Consider the following 19,678-nt stretch of genomic DNA (forward strand, 5'->3'; position numbering starts at 1 on the left):
CCTTCCGGAGCGTGCGGGTCCGGCAGGTCACGAGCGGCCGAACAGGGCTTCCACCCTGCCACGCGGGGGTACGCGTTTCCGCGGATACCCCCCGGGACCCGGCTCGATCCCCCGGTTTCCGGCGCTCAGGCCGGGCGGATCTCCCGCCGCATGGCCCGGTGCGGCATGCCCGCGTCGGGGAACTCGGGGCCGTACGCGACATAACCGAGCCGCTCGTAGAAGCCGAGGGCGTGCGTCTGGGCGTGCAGGTCGACGGCGGCGAGGCCGAGCGTGCGCGCCTCGTCCTCGATGGCCCGTACGAGGGCCGCGCCGACGCCGAGGCCGCGGGCCCGGCGGCTCACGGCGAGCCGGCCCAGCGAGCCGACGGCCGGGTCGCCGCCCGTCTTCCCTGCCGCGTCCGCGCCGTGCAGCAGCCGCCCGGTGCCGAGGGCGGTGCCGTCGGCGGCGACGGCCAGGACATGCACGGCGGTCGCGTCGTAGGCGTCGTACTCCAGCTCCTCGGGCACGTTCTGCTCGCCGACGAAGACGTCCTTGCGGACCTGGAAGCAGGCCGCCAGGTCACTCTCCTCCACGGCCCTGCGCGTGCTGTACGCGGTCGGCGCGCCGGTCACTGGCTCTCCGCGGAGATGGTGTCGAGGGCGTGCTGGAGGTCGGCCGGGTAGGTGCTGGAGAACTCCACCCAGCCGCCGTCGCTCGGGTGCTCGAAGCCCAGGCGCACGGCGTGCAGCCACTGCCGGGTCAGCCCCAGGCGCTTGGCCAGCGTCGGGTCGGCGCCGTAGGTGAGGTCGCCGACGCAGGGGTGGCGGTGGGCGGACATGTGGACCCGGATCTGGTGGGTGCGGCCGGTCTCCAGCTTGATGTCGAGGAGGCTGGCGGCGCGGTAGGCCTCGATCAGGTCGTAGTGGGTCACCGACGGCTTGCCCTCGGCGGTGACCGCCCACTTGTAGTCGTGGTTGGGGTGGCGGCCGATGGGGGCGTCGATGGTGCCGCTCATCGGATCCGGGTGGCCCTGGACGAGGGCGTGGTACTTCTTGTCGACGACCCGGTCGCGGAACTGCGCCTTGAGCAGGGTGTACGCGCGTTCGGACTTGGCGACGACCATCAGGCCGGAGGTGCCGACGTCGAGGCGGTGCACGATGCCCTGGCGCTCGGCGGCGCCGGACGTCGAGATCCGGTAGCCGGCGGCGGCGAGGCCGCCGATGACGGTGGTGCCGGTCCAGCCGGGGCTGGGGTGGGCGGCGACGCCGACCGGCTTCATGATGACGACGATGTCGTCGTCGTCATGGACGATCTCCATGCCCTCGACGGGCTCGGCGACGATCTGGACGGGAGCGGGCGCCCCCGGCATCTCGACCTCCAGCCAGGCACCCCCGTGGACGCGCTCGGACTTCCCGGCCACCGAACCGTCCACCTGGACCTTCCCGGCGGCGGCCAGCTCTGCGGCCTTGGTGCGGGAGAAACCGAACATCCGGGAGATGGCGGCGTCGACGCGCTCGCCCTCCAGGCCGTCGGGTACGGGCAGGGTGCGGATCTCGGGGTGCGTACTCACCAGTCGAGTATGCCTTGCGCGACACGCTCCCCGTGCAGCCCGGTCAGTCCTTGTGGACGGTCCCGTCGGGGTCCAGGCCCTTGAAGGAGAGGATCACGATGAGGATGCCGCCGCAGACGATGGCGGAATCGGCGAGGTTGAAGACGGCGAAGTGCTTGGGGGCGATGAAGTCGACCACCGCGCCCTCGAACACGCCGGGCGCCCGGAAGAGCCGGTCGGTGAGGTTGCCGAGCGCACCGCCCAGGAGAAGGCCCAGGGCGATGGCCCACGGCAGGCTGTAGAGCTTGCGGGCCAGCCGGACGATCACCACGATCACGCCGGCGGCGATGATGGTGAAGATCACGGTGAACGCCTCGCCGAACCCGAACGCGGCGCCCGCGTTCCGGATCGCCCGGAACTGCAGCCAGTCGCCGATGATGTCGATCGGCGGCTGGTGCTCCAGCTTGGCGACCACGATCATCTTCGTGACCAGGTCGAGCAGATAGGCCACGACGGCCACGCTCAGGAGAACGAGGACCTTCCGCTTGCCCCGGCCCGCGTTGACGGCGGCGTCGGCGGCCGTGCTGCCGTCTTCGTCCGTGCCCTCGGCCTCGGGATTGTCCGGCGTACCGATGATGCGCTCCGCCTCTGCCACGTAAGTCCCTCAACCCTAGGTGCCTGCCTTCGGATGAGGGTACGACACACCTGTGCGGATCAGCCGCGCCGCTCCTGCTTCTGTTTGTCCTCGACGCACAGGGTGGCCCGGGGGAAGGCCTGCATGCGCGCCTTGCCGATCGGATTGCCGCAGATCTCGCAGAGCCCGTACGTCCCCGCCTCCAGCCGGGCGAGCGCCCGCTCGGTCTGCTCCAGCATCTCCTGGGCGTTGGCGGCGAGCGACAGCTCGTGCTCGCGGGTGATGTTCTTGGTGCCGGTGTCGGCCTCGTCGTCGCCCGCGCCGTCGCCGGAGTCCCGCATCAGCCCGGCGAGGGCCGCGCCGGAGGCCTCCAGTTCACTGCGGAGCCGCAGGATCTCGCTGGTCAGCAGGGTGCGGGCCTCGGTGACCTCCTCGGGCGTCCAGGGGTCCTCCCCGGGCCGCACGGCCAGCTCGTCCGGGGCGGCGGCACGGGCGGGCGGCACGGGGGCCGTGGCCTGTGCGCCTGCTGCGGGACGACTCGCGCTCTTCTTGGCTACCACCGTGGGGGCTCCCGTCTGCTCGGCGGCCCGGGCCGCCTCCGTGGCCGCCGGTGCGGCCTTTTTCGCGGTCTTCCTGGCGGCGGGCTTGTCGCCGGCCGCCGCCTTCTTGGCCGCGGTCTTCTTGGCGGCGGCCTTCTTCACCGTCTTCTTCGCTGCCTTCTTCGCCACCATGGCCGCGGCCCCTTCACATATTGTGATCTTGCTCGCGAATCGTGCTGGGACGATAAATCGACTCCAGCCCCGCGGCAACGGGGCACGCCGCCCTCTCGCCTCCCCCGTGTCCGGTCGTGGCGCGCCTGCCTCCGTTGTTCCCAGCTCCCCGCCCGGTAATCCGGCCCCCGGGCCTCGCCGGCAAGTGCTTGTACCCCGTCCCGCCACTCGGGTCACGCCACGCGCCCCCGATAAACCGGTCGGCCGTCGCCCGTACGGGCCCGTACACTGGCCCCAGCGAGAGGCATCGACGGGACGAGTAGCGCCGTACGCAGCCAGCAGCGACCCGGGGACGGTGGGAGCCCGGGGGCGAGCGCGATGTGAAGATCACCCCTGAGCCGCCGGAAGAACGCCTGGGACACGTGGGCCACCCACGGGCACCAGGCCACTAGACCCGGCATCGCGACCCCAATGAGGGGGCCACGGGCTGCGCCCGGGGCCAAGGAGGGTGGTACCGCGGGAGCCGAGACGCTCTCGTCCCTCCGACGGAAGAGGAAGACGTCCGCCGGAGGAAGCCGCACATGACATCGCCGCAGTACCGCCAGGTACCCGCCCAGGTCGACCTGCCCGCGCTGGAGCACGCCGTGCTCGACTTCTGGCGGGAGAACAAGGTCTTCGCCAAGAGCCTCGACCAGTCCGAGGGCCGCCCCGAGTGGGTCTTCTACGAGGGCCCGCCCACCGCCAACGGCATGCCGGGCGCCCACCACATCGAGGCCCGCGTCTTCAAGGACGTCTTCCCCCGCTTCCGCACCATGCAGGGCTACCACGTCGGCCGGAAGGCCGGCTGGGACTGCCACGGCCTGCCCGTCGAGCTGGCGGTGGAGAAGGAGCTGGGCTTCAACGGCAAGAAGGACATCGAGGCGTTCGGCATCGCCGAGTTCAACGCCAAGTGCCGCGACTCGGTGACCCGGCACACCGACGCGTTCGCCGAGCTCACGACCCGCATGGGCTACTGGGTCGACCTGGACGACGCCTACCGCACGATGGACCCGGAGTACGTGGACTCCGTGTGGTGGTCGCTCAAGGAGATCTTCGCCAAGGACCTGCTGGTCCAGGACCACCGGGTCGCCCCCTGGTGCCCCCGCTGCGGCACGGGCCTCTCCGACCACGAGCTGGCCCAGGGCTACGAGACGGTCGTCGACCCCTCGGTCTTCGTCCGCTTCCCCCTGACCTCCGGCCCGCTGGCCGGCGAGGCGGCGCTCCTGGTCTGGACGACCACGCCGTGGACACTGGTCTCCAACACGGCGGTCGCCGCGCACCCCGAGGTCCGCTACGTCGTCGCGACGAACGGCGAGGAGACGCTCGTCGTCGCCGAGCCGCTGGTGGAGAAGGCGCTCGGCGAGGGCTGGCAGACGACCGGCCAGTCGTTCACCGGCGCCGAGATGGAGCGCTGGACCTACGAGCGCCCGTTCACGCTGGTCGACTTCCCGGCCGAGGCCCACTACGTGGTCAACGCCGAGTACGTCACGACCGAGGACGGTACGGGCCTGGTCCACCAGTCCCCCGCGTTCGGCGCCGACGACCTTCTGGTCTGCCGCTCCTACGGCCTCCCGGTGGTCAACCCGGTCCGCCCGGACGGCACCTTCGAGGAGGACGTCCCCCTGGTCGGCGGGGTCTTCTTCAAGAAGGCCGACGAGGCGCTCACCGCGGACCTGGACGCGCGCGGCAAGCTCTTCCGCCACGTCCCGTACGAGCACAGCTACCCGCACTGCTGGCGCTGCCACACGGCGCTGCTCTACTACGCGCAGCCGTCCTGGTACATCAGGACGACGGCCATCAAGGACCGTCTCCTCCAGGAGAACGAGAAGACCAACTGGTTCCCGGACTCGGTCAAGAACGGCCGCTTCGGCGACTGGCTGAACAACAACGTCGACTGGGCGCTGTCCCGTAACCGCTACTGGGGTACGCCGCTGCCGATCTGGCGCTGCGAGGACAACCACCTGACGTGCGTGGGCTCCCGCGCCGAACTCACCGAACTCACAGGCACCGACCAGTCGTCGCTCGACCCCCACCGCCCGTTCATCGACGAGATCACCTTCACCTGCACGCACGAGAACTGCCAGCTGGAGGCGTACCGCGTCCCGGAGGTCATCGACGCCTGGTACGACTCGGGTTCGATGCCGTTCGCCCAGTGGGGCTACCCGTACAAGAACAAGGAGATCTTCGAGAGCCGCTATCCGGCGCAGTTCATCTCGGAGGCCATCGACCAGACCCGCGGCTGGTTCTACACGATGATGGCGGTCGGCACGCTGGTCTTCGACAAGTCGTCCTACGAGAACGTCGTCTGCCTGGGCCACATCCTCGCCGAGGACGGCCGCAAGATGTCCAAGCACCTGGGCAACATCCTCCAGCCGATCCCGCTGATGGACCAGCACGGGGCGGACGCGGTGCGGTGGTTCATGGCGGCGGGCGGCTCCCCCTGGGCGGCGCGACGGGTGGGCCACGGCACGATCCAGGAGGTGGTCCGCAAGACGCTTCTGACGTACTGGAACACGGTCGCCTTCCAGGCCCTGTACGCGCGCACGTCGGGCTGGGCCCCGTCGGCGGCCGACCCGGCCCCGGCCGACCGCACGGTCCTGGACCGCTGGCTGCTGAGCGAACTCAACGCGCTGGTCGACCAGATGACCGTCGCGATGGAGGGCTACGACACCCAGCGCGCCGGCAAGCTGCTCTCGACGTTCGTGGACGACCTCTCCAACTGGTACGTACGCCGCTCGCGCCGCCGCTTCTGGCAGGGCGACAAGGCGGCCCTGCGCACGCTGCACGAGGTCGTCGAGACCGTGACCCGGCTGATGGCCCCGCTGGTCCCGTTCATCACGGAGCGGGTGTGGCAGGACCTGATCACGCCGGTCACGCCGGACGCCCCGGAGTCGGTGCACCTGGCGTCGTGGCCCAAGGCGGAGGTCGCGGCGATCGACCCGGTCCTCTCCTCCCAGATGGCGCTGGTGCGCCGCCTGGTGGAGCTGGGCCGTGCGACGCGCGCCGAGTCGGGCGTGAAGACGCGCCAGCCCCTGTCCCGTGCTCTGGTCGCGGCGAACGGCGTCGAGTCCCTCTCCCCCGAGCTGCGCGCCCAGATCACGGAAGAGCTGAACGTCACATCGCTGGCCTCGCTCTCCGAGGTGGGCGGCTCGCTGGTCGACACGACGGCGAAGGCGAACTTCCGGGCGCTGGGCAAGCGGTTCGGCAAGGGCGTGCAGGCGGTGGCCAAGGCGGTGGCGAACGCGGACGCGGCCGCGCTCTCCCTCGCCCTGCGCGAGGGCACGGCTTCGGTGGAGGTGGAGGGCGAGCAGATCACGCTCTCCCCCGACGAGGTGATCATCACGGAGACCCCGCGCGAGGGCTGGTCGGTCGCCTCGGACTCGGGCGCGACGGTGGCCCTGGACCTGGAGATCACTCCCGAGCTGCGTCGGGCGGGCCTGGCCCGTGACGCGATCCGCCTGATCCAGGAGGCCCGCAAGAACAGCGGCCTGGATGTGGCGGACCGCATCGCCGTCCGCTGGACGACGACGTCCCCGGCAACGGCTGAGGCCCTCACGGAGCACGCCCCCCTGATCTCCGAGGAGGTCCTGGCGGTGGACTACGCGGAGGGCGAGGCGGACGAGACGTACGGCACGCCGTTCGAGGACGAGGGCCTGGCGCTGACGTTCCGCCTCCGCAAGCGGTAGGGGTAGCCCGCACCAAGGGGAAGGGCCCGCCGGAATTCGCTCCGGCGGGCCCTTCCACGTCCTCCCTCAGGGGCTCCGCCCCCGAACCCCCGCGCCTCAATCGCCGGCGAGGCTCAAGAGATGTCCTCCATCGCCGGAAGGGCTGGATCTGCCCTCCCGCCCCCGAGAGAAGAGCGGACCAACTCAAGCCCCTCCCGCACCTGAGCAACGGGCCGGGCCACTTCAAGCCCCTCCGGCGATTGAGGAGCGGGGGTCCGGGGCGGCGCCCCGAAATCAGCCCGTCCGGCGCTTGAGGACACAAGGGACCGGGGCACCCGCCACGGCAAAGGGCCGGGCCCCGGGAAAACCCGGGGCCCGGCCCTCAGCCTGCCGACGGCTACGCGCTCAGCGAGCGCGCACCGCTCAGTTGTCGTCCTCGTCGATCAGGAACCCACGCATCGGCGACGGCGCCTGCTGCATCGGCTGCGGCGCCTGCGGCCGCACCGGCGCCATCGGCTGCGTCATGGCCGGCGACATCTGCTGCTGCCCACCGTAGGACGGTCCGCTGCCCATCGACTGACCGCCACCCATCTGCTGGCCGCCATGGCCACCGTGGGTGGAGCCGCCCATGGAGTGACCCATCGCACCCGCACCGGCCGGAGCCAGCGAGGGGGACGGCGGCAGCGAAGCGGCGGCCGGCGTCCGCGGCGGGGCGAGCGAGTCGTCCGCCTGGGTCTCCAGCTGACGCAGCTGGCTCTCCAGGTAGGACTTCAGTCGCGTGCGGTACTCGCGCTCGAAGCCACGCAGGTCCTCGACCTTGCGCTCCAGCGTCGCGCGGGCCGACTCCAGCGAGCCCATCGCCACGCGGTGCTTCTCCTGCGCGTCCCGCTCCAGGGCGTCGGCCTTCGCACGCGCGTCGCGCTCCAGGCCCTCGGCGCGGCTGCGCGCCTCGCCGACGATCTTGTTGGCCTCGGAACGGGCCTCCGCGATCGCCTGGTCGGCGGTCTGCTGCGCGAGCGAGAGGACACGGGCGGCACTGTCGCCACCGGGGCCCTGCCCCTGCTGCTGCATCTGCGGCGGCTGCATCTGCTGCATCTGCTGCTGGGGGTGCTGACCCATGGGACCGCCCATCGGGCCACCCATGGGACCGCCCTGCATCGGGCCGGGGCCGTGCGGGCCCTGGGGACCGGGACCGTGGCCACCCTGGGGGCCATGGCCACTGGGACCTGCGGGCAACTGCGGCGCGCCACCGGGCAGCTGGGGCGGACCCATCTGCGGGGGCTGCTGCTGCTGCGGCGGTCCAGATATGGCGGCGGGAACGGGCGCGCCGGGGCGGTCCTGCTGCTCCGGGGGCTTGCGCATACCCTGCTGCTGCTGTTGCTGCTGGTTCTGCGCGGCGGCGCGCGTGGCAGCGGCCAGCTTGGCTCGCAGGTCCTCGTTCTCACGGAGCAGACGGGTCAGCTCCGATTCGACCTCATCGAGAAAGGCATCGACCTCGTCCTCGTCATAGCCTTCTCGGAGGCGGACGGTCGTGAACTGCTTGTTCCGCACGTCCTCGGGGGTCAACGGCATCTCTTCTTCACCTCTACGTAGTCGTCGGCAGTCGGCAAGACCGTATCGCTCACAACCTGACCACAACGTAGATCAGGAGGTAGACGATGATCATCAGAACGAAGAAGGACAGGTCGAGTGCCACGCCCCCGAGACGCAGCGGCGGGATGAACCGCCGCAGAAGCTTGAGCGGTGGATCCGTGACAGTGTAGGTGGCCTCAAGTACGACCACCATCGCCTTGCCGGGTTGCCATGAACGTGCGAACTGGAAGACATAGTCCATGACCAGCCGGAAGATCAGCACGATGAGGAAACACATCAGCGCGATATAGACCACATCCAGTGCGACGCCCATGTCTCGCGCTTCCCTCTCCCCTGGCTCTCGTCAGCTCCGGCCTCGCGGCCGGCACCGGCCTCGCGGCCGGGTCGTTCCCGGTGTCGTGTTCTCAGCTCTGGTTGAAGAATCCGCCCTCTGCGATGCGGGCCTTGTCCTCCGCCGTGACATCGACGTTAGCAGGCGACAACAGGAACACCTTCTGCGTCACGCGTTCAATGCTGCCATGGAGACCGAAGACGAGTCCCGCGGCAAAGTCGACAAGTCGCTTCGCGTCCGTATCGTCCATCTCCGTGAGATTCATGATCACCGGAGTGCCCTCACGGAAGTGTTCCCCGATGGTACGGGCCTCGTTGTAGGTCCTGGGGTGCAGCGTGGTGATGCGGTACGGCTCCCGCTCGGACACGACCTTGGGCATGATCACCGGTGCGTTCTTCTCCATGTTCGGGCGTTCAGGTGTGATGGATGCCACGGGTGCGATCCGGGCGGGTCGCACGCTTTCCGCGGGGAGCTGAACCGGCTCGCGCTGGGCGGGTGGTTGCACCACTCGTACCGGTTCATCCCTTTCGCGCTCACGCTCCCGGTCGCGCTCCCGTTCCCGCTCCACCTGGTGCGGGGGCTGGTGCCGCCGCCGGTCGCGCTCGGGCTCCGGCTCAGGTTCGAATTCGTCATCGGGGTCGAACCCCGGGCCGTCGTACCCATCGTCCTCCACGAGGCCGAGGTAGACCGCCATCTTGCGCATCGCGCCGGCCATGCTCCGAGTCCTCCGCTCTGTGGTGGATCGGCATTCGTCACCAAGTGCCAGCGATCCACTGTGGTCTGCCCGCTAGGAGTGGGAATGACCATATTTTCTGCTGTGGTCCGACTTGCTTCGCGACGTTACCCGAGCCGGGGTCGGACTCCGAGTACCGCCGTACCGACGCGTACATGTGTCGCTCCGGCCGCCACCGCGTCCTCCAGGTCCCCGCTCATACCTGCGGAGACCATGTTCGCAGCCGGATGACCGGCGCGCAGGCGGGATGAGATTTCCATCAGCCGGTCGAACGCGGCCCGTTGCCGGCCGGCGTACTCCCCGGCCAGCGGCGCCACGGTCATCAGCCCGTCGAGCCGGAGTCCGGGAGCCGCGTCGACCGCGGCCGCCAACTCCTCGACCCCGCCCGGCGCGACACCGCCGCGCTCACCGCGCTCACCGCTCCCCGCGTCCAGGGCGACCTGGATCAGACAGCCGAGTTCGCGCTCCCCGCGCAACGCCGCGGCGGAGAGGGCGGTGACCAGCTTGGCGCGGTCCACCGACTGCACCACATCGGCATAACCGGTCACGGAGCGCACCTTGTTCGTCTGCAATTGTCCGACAAAGTGCCATGTCAGCGAAAGATCCGCACAAGCGGTGGCCTTGGGGGCGGCGTCCTGGTCACGATTCTCCGCGACATGGCGCACACCGAGTTGATGCAGGATCCGCACATCGCTCGCGGGGTAGGTCTTGGTGACCACGATCAGGGTCACTTCCTCCCGCTCGCGTCCCGCGGCGGCACAGGCGGAGACGATCCTTTCCTCCACCTGCGCGAGATTCGCCGCGAGCTCTGCCTTACGGTCCGTCATGCCCTATCCGTCCAACCAGACATATCCGGCGAGCCGCCCGGTGGTGCGGTCTCGGCGGTACGAGAAGTGGTCGCCCGATTCCCGGGTGCAGTACGGCGAGGAGTGCCGGTCCGTCACACCGAGAGCGGCGAGCTGGGCATGGACTCCGCCGGTGACGTCCACCGCCGGGGTGCCCCAGCTGGTCTCGGACCAGGTGCCGTGGACCGCCGCGGCGACCTCGGCCCGCATCGCCTCCGGCACTTCGTAGCACCGTCCGCAGACGGCCGGTCCGGTGCGGGCGATGATCCGGGAGGGGTGTGCGCCGAGCACGGCCATGGCCTCGACCGCCGCCGGAACGACTCCGGCGACCAGTCCCGGCCGCCCCGCGTGCGCCGCCCCGACGACTCCGGCGACCGGGTCGGCGAGCAGGACGGGGGTGCAGTCGGCGGTGAGGACCGCGAGCGGCAGCCCACGCCGGGCGGTCACCACCGCGTCCACGGCCGGAATCTCCGCGTCCGCACCCCAGGGTGCGTCCACCACCGCGACGTCCCGGCCGTGCACCTGGTTCATCCAGACGACGAGCGCCGGGTCGATACCGAGGTCGCGCGCGGCACGCTCCCGGTTCGCGCCGACGGCGGCGGGATCGTCTCCGACCGCGCCGCCGAGGTTGAGTTCGCCGTACGGAGCGGCGCTCACTCCGCCCCACCGGTCGGTGAAGGCGAAGTGAGCGCTGCCCGTGACGGTTTCCGTCCGGTGCCGATCTATCACTTCAAGAAGTCCGGAACGTCCAGCTCTTCGGCCTGGGTGTCCTGGTAGGGACGGGCCGGCGGGACGTGCGGCGGAGAGACGGGCGGCAGCGCGCTCTCGCTCGAAGCCGACGCGGGGGCGGGCTCGGCCGGGGCCGGGCTCTCCTCACGCGGGGGTACGGAACCGAGTCCGCCGGACGGGCGCGCGGGCTCGGGGGCGGACCTGACCGGGGTGGCCGGCTCCTCGCGCTTGGCGCTGTTCGCGCCGAGGACGTTCTCCCGGCGGGCCGGCGGCTGTCCGCCGTCGAAGCCCGCGGCGATCACGGTGACCCGGACCTCGTCGCCCAGGGCGTCGTCGATGACGGCGCCGAAGATGATGTTGGCCTCGGGGTGGGCCGCCTCGCTCACCAACTGGGCGGCCTCGTTGATCTCGAAGAGACCGAGGTCGCTGCCGCCGGAGATGGAGAGCAGGACCCCGCGGGCGCCGTCGATGGAGGCTTCCAGGAGGGGCGAGGAGATCGCCATCTCCGCCGCCGCCACCGCGCGGTCGTCGCCGCGCGCCGAGCCGATGCCCATGAGCGCCGATCCGGCCTCGGACATGACCGACTTGACGTCGGCGAAGTCGAGGTTGATCAGGCCCGGGGTCGTGATGAGGTCGGTGATGCCCTGGACACCCGAGAGCAGCACCTGGTCGGCCGACTTGAAGGCGTCGAGCACGCTGACCTGACGGTCCGAGATGGACAGCAGGCGGTCGTTGGGGATGACGATGAGGGTGTCGACCTCTTCGCGGAGCTCGGCGATGCCGTCCTCCGCCTGGTTCGCGCGTCGCCGACCCTCGAAGGTGAACGGGCGGGTGACCACGCCGATCGTCAGGGCGCCCAGCGAGCGCGCGATGTTGGCGACGACGGGTGCGCCGCCGGTGCCGGTGCCGCCGCCTTCGCCGGCGGTGACGAAGACCATGTCGGCCCCCTTGAGGACCTCCTCGATCTCCTCACGGTGGTCCTCTGCCGCCTTACGACCGACGGCCGGGTTCGCCCCGGCGCCGAGGCCCCGGGTGAGTTCGCGGCCGACGTCGAGCTTGACGTCGGCGTCGCTCATCAACAGGGCCTGTGCATCCGTGTTGATCGCGATGAACTCGACGCCCTTGAGACCGACCTCGATCATTCGGTTGATGGCATTGACACCACCGCCGCCGACACCGATGACCTTGATGACTGCGAGGTAGTTCTGCGGTGCTGCCACGTCGAAGGCCTCTCGCCTCGAGTTACGTGTCGTCGCTCTGCGGTGGCCCCGCGGCGACGACTGATGTCGATGGGGACGGTCCGAACGCCGACCCAAACCCTAACGTTCAAGTTTAGGGTTACCAGTGTGTCTGCTTCCTGGACTCTTCCGAACAGGACACTAAGTCGACAAGTGGCGCACGTTCAACGAACACGCCGAACCTCCCGTTTTTCTTTTCACCCTATGTGATCACCCGTAGCGCTGACCAACCAGGGTGCTGGCCAGCACAAATGCCCGTCAACTCCCCGATACCGCCGGGGCGGTGGGAGCGCTTACGTCGAACTGTCCTGCTTTGGGCTCCGCCTTCATGAGCGCGGAGAGGATGTGCGCCTTCGCCGCGCCGTCCTCACCGCTGCCCCAGGTCACCTCGCGATCCCGGGTGAGCCGCAAGGAGATCGCGTCGAACGAGGCGACCCGGACGACCTCGGTGTCCCTGGCGACGGCCGCCGGAAGGTCGCCGGTGACCCGGACCGCTTCCCGCAACAGACGGTCACCGCCGAAGCGGCGGAGGCTCGCGGACGGTTCGGGATTCAGCTCCAGCAGGGGCACGCCCTTCGGAGCCCGTTCCACGGTGGCGAAGCGCACGCCCTTGGCGTCCACTTCCACGAACCTCCCGGCCTTTTCGACCAGAAGGACCGGCTTTCGCTCCGTCACCTTAAGGCCGATTCCGTTCGGCCAGGACCGAACGACATCAACTCTGTCGATACGAGGCAACTTCTGGCGCAACCGGTGTTCCATCGCATCGGTGTCCACGGAGACCAGCGGAGCTCCGACCGGAGTGGCGGCAACCGCTTCCACTTCCTCCCGGGTCAGGACCTCGACGCCGCTCGTGGTGACCTTCTCGACGCGGAGCCAGGAGGAGCCGTAGAGCGCCCAGATCACGAACGCGGCGAGCAGGGCCGCCGCGGCGCCGATCAGGATCAGCAGGGCACGGCGGCTGATCCGGGGCCCCACGGGGCCGATGTGCGGCGGGCGGGCGGAAGTGTCCGCCCGCCCGGGTGCGCCGCGCTGGGCGGTCGTCGGTCCGGCCACGCTCGCTCCTTCGCCGGACCCGGGACGCCCGCCCCGGGTCCGTACCGCATCACGCCGTACGCCTAGCGGCGCGCGGCAATCGCTTCGTACACCATGCCGACGAGCAGGTCGTCGGCGTCGCGCCGGCCGAACTCGGCGGCGGCGCGGGACATTTCGTACAGCCGGTGGGGGTCCGACAGCACCGGCAGGACGTTGGACTGCACCCACTCCGGGGTGAGCGCCGCGTCGTCCACCAGCAGGCCGCCGCCGGCGTTGACCACCGGCTGGGCGTTGAGCCGCTGTTCGCCGTTGCCGATGGGCAGCGGGACGTAGGCGGCGGGGAGCCCGACGGCGGAGAGTTCGGCGACGGTCATCGCGCCCGCGCGGCAGAGCATCATGTCGGCCGCGGCGTACGCGAGATCCATCCGGTCCACGTACGGTACCGGGATGTAGGGCGGCATCCCGGGCATGTTGTCAATGCGCGGCAATTCGTTCTTCGGGCCCACCACGTGGAGGATCTGGATCCCCGAGCGCTGGAGGAGCGGCGCGACCCGCTGGACCACCTCGTTGAGGTGGCGCGCGCCCTGCGAGCCGCCGGAGACCAGCAGCGTGGGCAGGTTGGGGTCGAGGCCGAAGGCGGCGCGGGCCTCCGGGCGGACCCGGGCGCGGTCCAGGGTGGCGATGGTGCGGCGCAGCGGGATGCCGATGTAGCGGGCGCCGCGCAGCTTGCTGTCCGGGGTGGAGACGGCGACCCCGTGGGCGTACCGCGAGCCGATCTTGTTGGCCAGGCCCGGGCGGGCGTTGGCCTCGTGGACGACGATCGGCACGCCGACGCGCTTGGCGGCCAGGTAGCCGGGCAGGGCGACATAGCCTCCGAAGCCGACCACGCAGTCCGCCTTGGTGCGCTCCAGGACCTGCTCGGCGGCCTTGATCGTGCCGCGCAGCCTGCCCGGGACGGTGATCAGTTCGGGCGTGGGCTTACGCGGCAGCGGGACGGCGGGGATGAGCGCCAGCTCGTACCCCCGCTCGGGTACGAGCCTGGTCTCCAGGCCGCGTTCCGTGCCGAGGGCCGTGATTCCCACGGTCGGGTCCTGCCTGCGCAGGGCGTCTGCGAGGGCAAGCGCGGGCTCGATGTGTCCGGCGGTCCCCCCGCCGGCGAGTACGACATGCACCGAAATTCACCGCTCTCCGGACGGACGCTTCTTGACGCGCCGTCTCATCGTCTTCCATCTCACCCCGGGCTTCCGCATGGCCAGGGCCGCCTTCGCCGCGGGGTCCTCCCGTGCGAAGGCGATCATCAGCCCGACCGCGAACATCGTCGGCAGCAGGGCCGATCCCCCGTAGGAGAACAGCGGGAGCGGAACCCCGGCGATCGGCAACAGGCCGAGCACCGCACCGATGTTGATCACGGCCTGGGCCGTGATCCACGTGGTCACGCCTCCCGCGGCATACCGCACGAAGGGGTCCTCCGTGCGTCCGGCCACGCGGATACCCGCATAGCCTAGAGCCGCGAAGAGGGCGAGCACGGACAGCGTCCCCGCCAGACCCAGTTCCTCACCGGTGATCGCGAAGATGAAGTCGGTGTGGGGTTCCGGGAGTTGACCCCATTTTTCCACACTCGCACCCAGCCCGGAACCGAACCATCCGCCGGACGCCAGAGCATAGATTCCGTGGGCGGCCTGCCAGCAGCCGCCCTCGGGGTCGGGTTCGCTCACACCCATGCAGGCGAGCCGGGACATCCGGTTGGGGCTGGTCCTGATCAGCAGGAACGCGAGGACGGCGGCGAAGCCGAGGACCCCGGCGAAGAGGCGGGTGGGGGCGCCGGCCAGCCAGAGCAGCCCGAACAGGATCGCCGTGAGAATGATCGCTGTTCCCATGTCGCCGCCGAGCATGATCAGTCCGAGCAGCATGAAGGCGACCGGTACGAGCGGTACGAGCATGTGCTTCCACTGCGTCAGCAACCGCTTGTCCTGCTTGCGGGCCAGCAGGTCCGCCCCCCACAGGATGAGGGCCAGCTTGCCGAACTCGCTGGGCTGGAGCTGGAACGGGCCGCCCAGGTAGAGCCAGTTCTGGTTGCCGTTGACCGACATCCCTATCCCCGGCACCTGGACCAGGACCATCAGGAAGACGGTGACCATCAGTATCGGGTAGGCCAGCCCCCGGTGGAGCTTCACGGGCATCCGGGCGGCGATCAGCATCAGTCCGCCCCCGATGACGGCGGCGAGGAACTGCTTGCCGAAGAAGTACGTCGCGGGCTTGCTGATGTCCAGCGCCTTGATCATCGATGCGGAGTAGACCATCACCAGGCCCAGCACGGTGATCAGGAGGCTGGAGCCGAGGATCACGTAGTAGGCGGTCAGGGGCCGGTCCCAGGCCCGCCGCGCCCGCTCGTAGGCCCGGCGCGGTCCGCCGCCTCGCCCGGAGCGCGGGGTACGGGACCCGGACCCGCCGCGTCCCGTGGCGCGGGGTGTCTCGGGGCGCCGGGCGCCGGTGGCGAGCCGTCCGCGCAGGGCGAGCCCGGGGGGCAGGGGTACGCCGGCGGCGGCGGGCGCCGCGGCGAGAGGGCGGGGTGCCGAGGCCCGTGCGCTCTCCCGCCGTACGGCGGATCTCTCGTCGGCCGGCATTGTCGCTGTCCCCTCCACTGCTCGTGCGCCGGGGCCCGTGACCCCGGGCGCGGAGCCCGGTCGGTCAGGCGCTCTCGTCGGCGCGTGCGCGGACCGCGTCCGCGAACGCCTCGCCCCGCTTGTTGTAGTTGGTGAACATGTCCATCGAGGCACAGGCCGGGGCCAGCAGTACCGTATCGCCCGGCCGGGCGAGCTCGGCGGCCCGCGCCACCGCTTCGGACATCGCCCCAGTGTCGGTCCGGTCGAGGTCGACCACCGGGACTTCCGGGGCGTGTCGCGTCAGGGCTTCGTGGATGAGGGCGCGATCGGCGCCCATCAGCACGACGCCGCGCAGCCGCTTCGCCGCGCCGGTGACCAGCTCGTCGAAGGTGGCGCCCTTGGCGAGGCCGCCCGCGATCCAGACGATGGATTCGTACGCGGCCAGCGAGGCCTCGGTGGCGTGGGTGTTGGTGGCCTTGGAGTCGTCCACGTAGGCGACTTCGCCGATGTCCGCGACGTGTTCGATGCGGTGGGCGTCCGGCCGGAAGGCGCGCAGCCCGCCGCGGACGGCGGCCGGCTCCACACCGAAGGCACGGGCGAGGGCGGCGGCCGCGAGGGCGTTGGCGATGTTGTGCGGGGCGGGCGGGTTGACGTCGGTGACCTCGGCCAGCTCCTGGGCCTGCTTCTGCCGGTTGGCGACGAACGCCCGGTCGACGAGGATCCCGTCGACCACGCCGAGCTGCGAGGGGCCGGGGGCGCCGAGGGTGAAGCCGATGGCGCGGCAGCCCTCTTCGACGTCGGCCTCGCGGACCAGGTCCTCGGTGGCCGGGTCGGCCACGTTGTAGACGCAGGCCACGGTGTTGCCCTCGTAGACGCGGCCCTTGTCGGCGGCGTACGCCTCCATCGAGCCGTGCCAGTCGAGGTGGTCGGGGGCCAGGTTGAGGACGGCGGCGGAGTGGGCGCGCAGGGAGGGCGCCCAGTGCAGCTGGTAGCTGGAGAGTTCGACGGCGAGGACGTCGTACTCGCTCTCGCCGAGCACCGCGTCCAGCAGCGATACGCCGATGTTGCCGACGGCCGCGGTGCGCAGGCCCGCCGCCTCCAGGATGGAGGCCAGCATGCGTACGGTCGTGGTCTTGCCGTTGGTGCCGGTGACCGCGAGCCAGGGGGCGGACTTCCTGCCGTTGTCGCCGCGCAGGCGCCAGGCCAGTTCGACGTCGCCCCAGACCGGGACGCCCGCCTCGGCGGCAGCCAGGAAGAGCGGTTTGTCCGGCTGCCAGCCGGGGGCGGTGACGACGAGTTCCGTGGACGGCGGCAGGGTGGCGCCGTCGCCGAGGCGCACGGTCATGCCGAGCGCCTCCAGTTCGGCCGCCTGCGCCCGGGCGCGTTCGTCGTCGCCGTCGTTGACGACGGTGACGAGCGCGCCGCGCTCGTGCAGGGCGCGGGCAGCGGGGATTCCGCTGACGCCGAGCCCGGCGACGGTGACGTGCTTGCCCTGCCAGTCCACGGTGCTCACTTCTTGGCTGCCCATCCCGCGTAGAAGAGGCCGAGTCCGACGATCACGCACATGCCCTGGATGATCCAGAAGCGGACCACGACAAGGACTTCGGACCAGCCCTTGAGTTCGAAGTGGTGCTGGAGCGGCGCCATGCGGAACACGCGCTTGCCGGTCATCTTGAACGAACCGACCTGGATGACCACGGACATGGTGATCATCACGAAGAGGCCGCCGAGGATGGCGAGCAGGAACTCGGTGCGGGACAGGATCGCGAGGCCCGCGAGCGCGCCGCCGAGGGCGAGCGAGCCGGTGTCGCCCATGAAGATCTTGGCGGGCGAGGTGTTCCACCACAGGAAGCCGAAGCAGGCGCCCATCAGGGCTGCGGCGACGACGGCGAGGTCGAGCGGGTCGCGTACCTCGAAACAGGCGCTGGGGTTGGTCAGGTTGTCCGCGTTGGCGCAGGACTCCTGGAACTGCCAGAGGCCGATGAAGGTGTAGGCGCCGAAGACCATCACCGAGGCGCCGGTGGCCAGACCGTCGAGGCCGTCGGTCAGGTTCACGCCGTTGGACATGGCGAGGATCATGAACAGCGCCCAGACGCAGAACAGCACCGGTCCGATCGACCAGCCGAAGTCCTCGACGAACGAGAGCCGGGTGGAGGCCGGGGTGTAGTTCATGGAGTTGGGGAACTGGAGCGAGAGCACCGCGAACGCGATGCCGACGATCAGCTGTCCGGCCATCTTCGCCTTGGCCCGCAGACCGAGCGAACGCTGCTTGACGATCTTGATGTAGTCGTCGAGGAAGCCGACGAGGCCCATGCCCGCCATGAGGAAGAGCACGAGGACACCGGAGTAGCGGATGTCCTCACCCGTGATGACCTTCGCGAGGAGGTACGCGACGATCGTCGCCAGGATGAAGGCGATGCCGCCCATCGTGGGCGTGCCCTTCTTGCTGCCGTGGGTGCGCGGGCCGTCGTCCCGGATGAACTGCCCGTAGCCCTTGCGGGCCAGCAGCTTGATCAGCAGCGGGGTGCCGACCAGGGTCAGGAAGAGCCCGATGGCTCCCGCGAAGAGGATCTGCCTCATCGGCCGGCGACCTCGCCCTCGGTCGAGTTCTCCAGCAGTGCCTGGGCGACCTTCTCCAGGCCGACCGACCGGGACGCCTTCACCAGCACGACGTCTCCCGGGCGCAGTTCACTGCGCAACAGGTCGACGGCCGCCTGCGCGTCGGACACGTGCACCGACTCCTCACCCCACGAACCCTCGTTATATGCGCCCAGTTGCAGCCAGGAGGCTTCTCTGCCCCCGACAGCGACGAGCTTGCTGACGTTGAGCCGGACGGCGAGCCGTCCGACCGCGTCGTGCTCGGCGAGCGACGCGTCACCGAGCTCGGCCATCTGGCCGAGCACCGCCCAGGTGCGTCCCCCGTCGGCCCCTCGGGCCTGGCCCATGGCGGCCAGCGCACGCAGTGCGGCTCTCATGGATTCGGGGTTCGCGTTGTAGGCGTCGTTGACAACCGTCACACCGTCCCCGCGCTCGGTGACCTCCATGCGCCAGCGGGAGAGGGTGCCCGCCTCCGAGAGCGCATCGGCGATCTCGGTCACGGACATGCCCAACTCATGGGCGACGGCGGCCGCGGCGAGCGCGTTCGACACGTGGTGCTCACCGTACAGGCGCATGGTCACGTCGCTGCACCCGGTGGGTGTGTGGAGCTCGAACGCGGGCCGCCCGTCGGGGGTCATCCGGACCTTCTCGCCCCGTACGTCCGCTTCGGGGGCTTCTCCGAAGAGCAGGACGCGGGCCTTGGTGCGCGAGGCCATGGCCCGGACGAGCGGGTCGTCGGCGTTGAGCACGGCGCAGCCGTCCTCCGGCAGGCCCTCGACCATCTCGCCCTTGGCCTGGGCGATGGCCTCCCGGCTGCCGAACTCGCCGAGGTGCGCGGAGCCGACGTTGAGGACCAGGCCGACCCGGGGCGGGGTCAGCTCGGTGAGGTAGCGGATGTGGCCGATGCCGCGGGCGCCCATCTCCAGGACCAGGTGCTCGGTCTCGGCGGTGGCGCTCAGGGCGGTGAGCGGCAGCCCGATCTCGTTGTTGAGGGAGCCGGGTGTCCAGACGGTCGGGCCGTGGCGCTGGAGGAGCTGCGCGATCAGGTCCTTGGTGGACGTCTTGCCGGCCGAGCCGGTGAGGGCGACGACGCTGGTGCCGAGGCGTTCGACGGCGGCCCGGGCGAGGGCTCCGAGCGCGCCGACGACGTCGTCCACGACGATCGCCGGAACGCCGACGGGGCGGGCCGCCAGCACGGCTGCCGCGCCCGCCTCGACGGCGCGCTGGGCGTAGTCGTGGCCGTCGACCCGTTCTCCGGCGAACGCGGCGAACAGGCTGCCGGGCGCGACCTCGCGGGAGTCGATGACGACGGGTCCGGTCACGGTGACTGCCGGGTCCGGTATGTCGTGCGGCTGCCCGCCGACGATTTCGGCGATCTCGGCGAGGGAAAGGGTGATCAC

General features: G+C 70.5%; 17 protein-coding genes. 1 reads left to right on the forward strand and 16 read right to left on the reverse strand.

The features are described from left to right. Positions 1-125 precede the first annotated feature (125 nt). Genes RNL97_RS07905 through RNL97_RS07920 form a run of 4 tightly spaced genes read right to left on the reverse strand, consistent with a single transcriptional unit; the run spans position 126 to position 2,920 of the window. Positions 126-611 carry a GNAT family N-acetyltransferase gene (locus RNL97_RS07905; protein WP_030583380.1) on the reverse strand — a complete coding sequence of 162 codons (486 nt, stop codon included), beginning with the start codon at positions 609-611 and terminating at the stop codon, positions 126-128. Then, positions 608-1,549: an RluA family pseudouridine synthase gene (locus RNL97_RS07910; protein ID WP_030583383.1), complete on the reverse strand. Its 942-nt coding sequence runs from the start codon at positions 1,547-1,549 to the stop codon at positions 608-610. The genes RNL97_RS07905 and RNL97_RS07910 overlap by 4 nt, the downstream gene beginning before the upstream one ends. Positions 1,550-1,592: 43 nt before the next feature. Next, positions 1,593-2,183 (reverse strand): signal peptidase II, encoded by a 591-nt coding sequence (gene lspA / locus RNL97_RS07915; RefSeq protein WP_030583391.1) that lies wholly within the window; start codon positions 2,181-2,183, stop codon positions 1,593-1,595. 59 nt (positions 2,184-2,242) lie between these two features. Beyond that, on the reverse strand, positions 2,243-2,920 hold the full coding sequence (locus tag RNL97_RS07920) for a TraR/DksA family transcriptional regulator (RefSeq protein ID WP_387978288.1): 678 nt from the start codon (positions 2,918-2,920) through the stop codon (positions 2,243-2,245). Positions 2,921-3,453: 533 nt separating this feature from the next. Here RNL97_RS07920 and ileS point away from each other — a divergent pair. Further along, complete coding sequence (ileS, locus tag RNL97_RS07925) at positions 3,454-6,597, forward strand: isoleucine--tRNA ligase (protein ID WP_313750518.1); 3,144 nt, start codon at positions 3,454-3,456, stop codon at positions 6,595-6,597. Between the two features lie 402 nt (positions 6,598-6,999). Here ileS and RNL97_RS07930 read toward each other — a convergent pair whose 3' ends face one another. The 12 genes from RNL97_RS07930 to RNL97_RS07985 all read right to left on the reverse strand — a co-directional run bounded on the left by RNL97_RS07930 (position 7,000) and on the right by RNL97_RS07985 (position 19,678). Then, the gene (locus tag RNL97_RS07930; protein ID WP_029182033.1) at positions 7,000-8,148 is read right to left on the reverse strand and encodes a DivIVA domain-containing protein; all 1,149 of its coding nucleotides are present in this window, start codon (positions 8,146-8,148) and stop codon (positions 7,000-7,002) included. Between the two features lie 49 nt (positions 8,149-8,197). Continuing rightward, positions 8,198-8,482 carry a YggT family protein gene (locus tag RNL97_RS07935; RefSeq protein ID WP_030583401.1) on the reverse strand — a complete coding sequence of 95 codons (285 nt, stop codon included), beginning with the start codon at positions 8,480-8,482 and terminating at the stop codon, positions 8,198-8,200. 91 nt (positions 8,483-8,573) lie between these two features. Next, positions 8,574-9,215: a cell division protein SepF gene (locus RNL97_RS07940; RefSeq protein ID WP_010057900.1), complete on the reverse strand. Its 642-nt coding sequence runs from the start codon at positions 9,213-9,215 to the stop codon at positions 8,574-8,576. 125 nt (positions 9,216-9,340) lie between these two features. After that, positions 9,341-10,060 carry a YggS family pyridoxal phosphate-dependent enzyme gene (locus tag RNL97_RS07945; RefSeq protein ID WP_313750519.1) on the reverse strand — a complete coding sequence of 240 codons (720 nt, stop codon included), beginning with the start codon at positions 10,058-10,060 and terminating at the stop codon, positions 9,341-9,343. A gap of 3 nt (positions 10,061-10,063) precedes the next feature. Further along, complete coding sequence (gene pgeF, locus RNL97_RS07950) at positions 10,064-10,807, reverse strand: peptidoglycan editing factor PgeF (protein ID WP_078652034.1); 744 nt, start codon at positions 10,805-10,807, stop codon at positions 10,064-10,066. Then, positions 10,804-12,027, reverse strand: coding sequence for a cell division protein FtsZ (gene ftsZ / locus RNL97_RS07955; RefSeq protein ID WP_030583412.1), 1,224 nt, complete (start codon positions 12,025-12,027; stop codon positions 10,804-10,806). Before ftsZ ends, pgeF begins: the two co-directional genes overlap by 4 nt. 276 nt (positions 12,028-12,303) lie before the next feature. Then, positions 12,304-13,098, reverse strand: coding sequence for a cell division protein FtsQ/DivIB (locus RNL97_RS07960; RefSeq protein WP_030583415.1), 795 nt, complete (start codon positions 13,096-13,098; stop codon positions 12,304-12,306). Between the two features lie 62 nt (positions 13,099-13,160). Then, positions 13,161-14,249, reverse strand: coding sequence for an undecaprenyldiphospho-muramoylpentapeptide beta-N-acetylglucosaminyltransferase (gene murG, locus RNL97_RS07965; RefSeq protein ID WP_010057894.1), 1,089 nt, complete (start codon positions 14,247-14,249; stop codon positions 13,161-13,163). Positions 14,250-14,255: 6 nt separating this feature from the next. Continuing rightward, complete coding sequence (gene ftsW / locus RNL97_RS07970) at positions 14,256-15,701, reverse strand: putative lipid II flippase FtsW (protein ID WP_199814197.1); 1,446 nt, start codon at positions 15,699-15,701, stop codon at positions 14,256-14,258. Between the two features lie 64 nt (positions 15,702-15,765). Then, positions 15,766-17,208, reverse strand: coding sequence for a UDP-N-acetylmuramoyl-L-alanine--D-glutamate ligase (murD, locus tag RNL97_RS07975; RefSeq protein WP_313750520.1), 1,443 nt, complete (start codon positions 17,206-17,208; stop codon positions 15,766-15,768). Further along, positions 17,190-18,260 carry a phospho-N-acetylmuramoyl-pentapeptide-transferase gene (gene mraY / locus RNL97_RS07980; RefSeq protein ID WP_030583424.1) on the reverse strand — a complete coding sequence of 357 codons (1,071 nt, stop codon included), beginning with the start codon at positions 18,258-18,260 and terminating at the stop codon, positions 17,190-17,192. Before mraY ends, murD begins: the two co-directional genes overlap by 19 nt. Beyond that, complete coding sequence (locus RNL97_RS07985; RefSeq protein WP_030583427.1) at positions 18,257-19,678, reverse strand: UDP-N-acetylmuramoyl-tripeptide--D-alanyl-D-alanine ligase; 1,422 nt, start codon at positions 19,676-19,678, stop codon at positions 18,257-18,259. The genes mraY and RNL97_RS07985 overlap by 4 nt, the downstream gene beginning before the upstream one ends.

This window comes from Streptomyces parvus (assembly GCF_032121415.1).
GTDB lineage: Bacteria > Actinomycetota > Actinomycetes > Streptomycetales > Streptomycetaceae > Streptomyces > Streptomyces globisporus_A.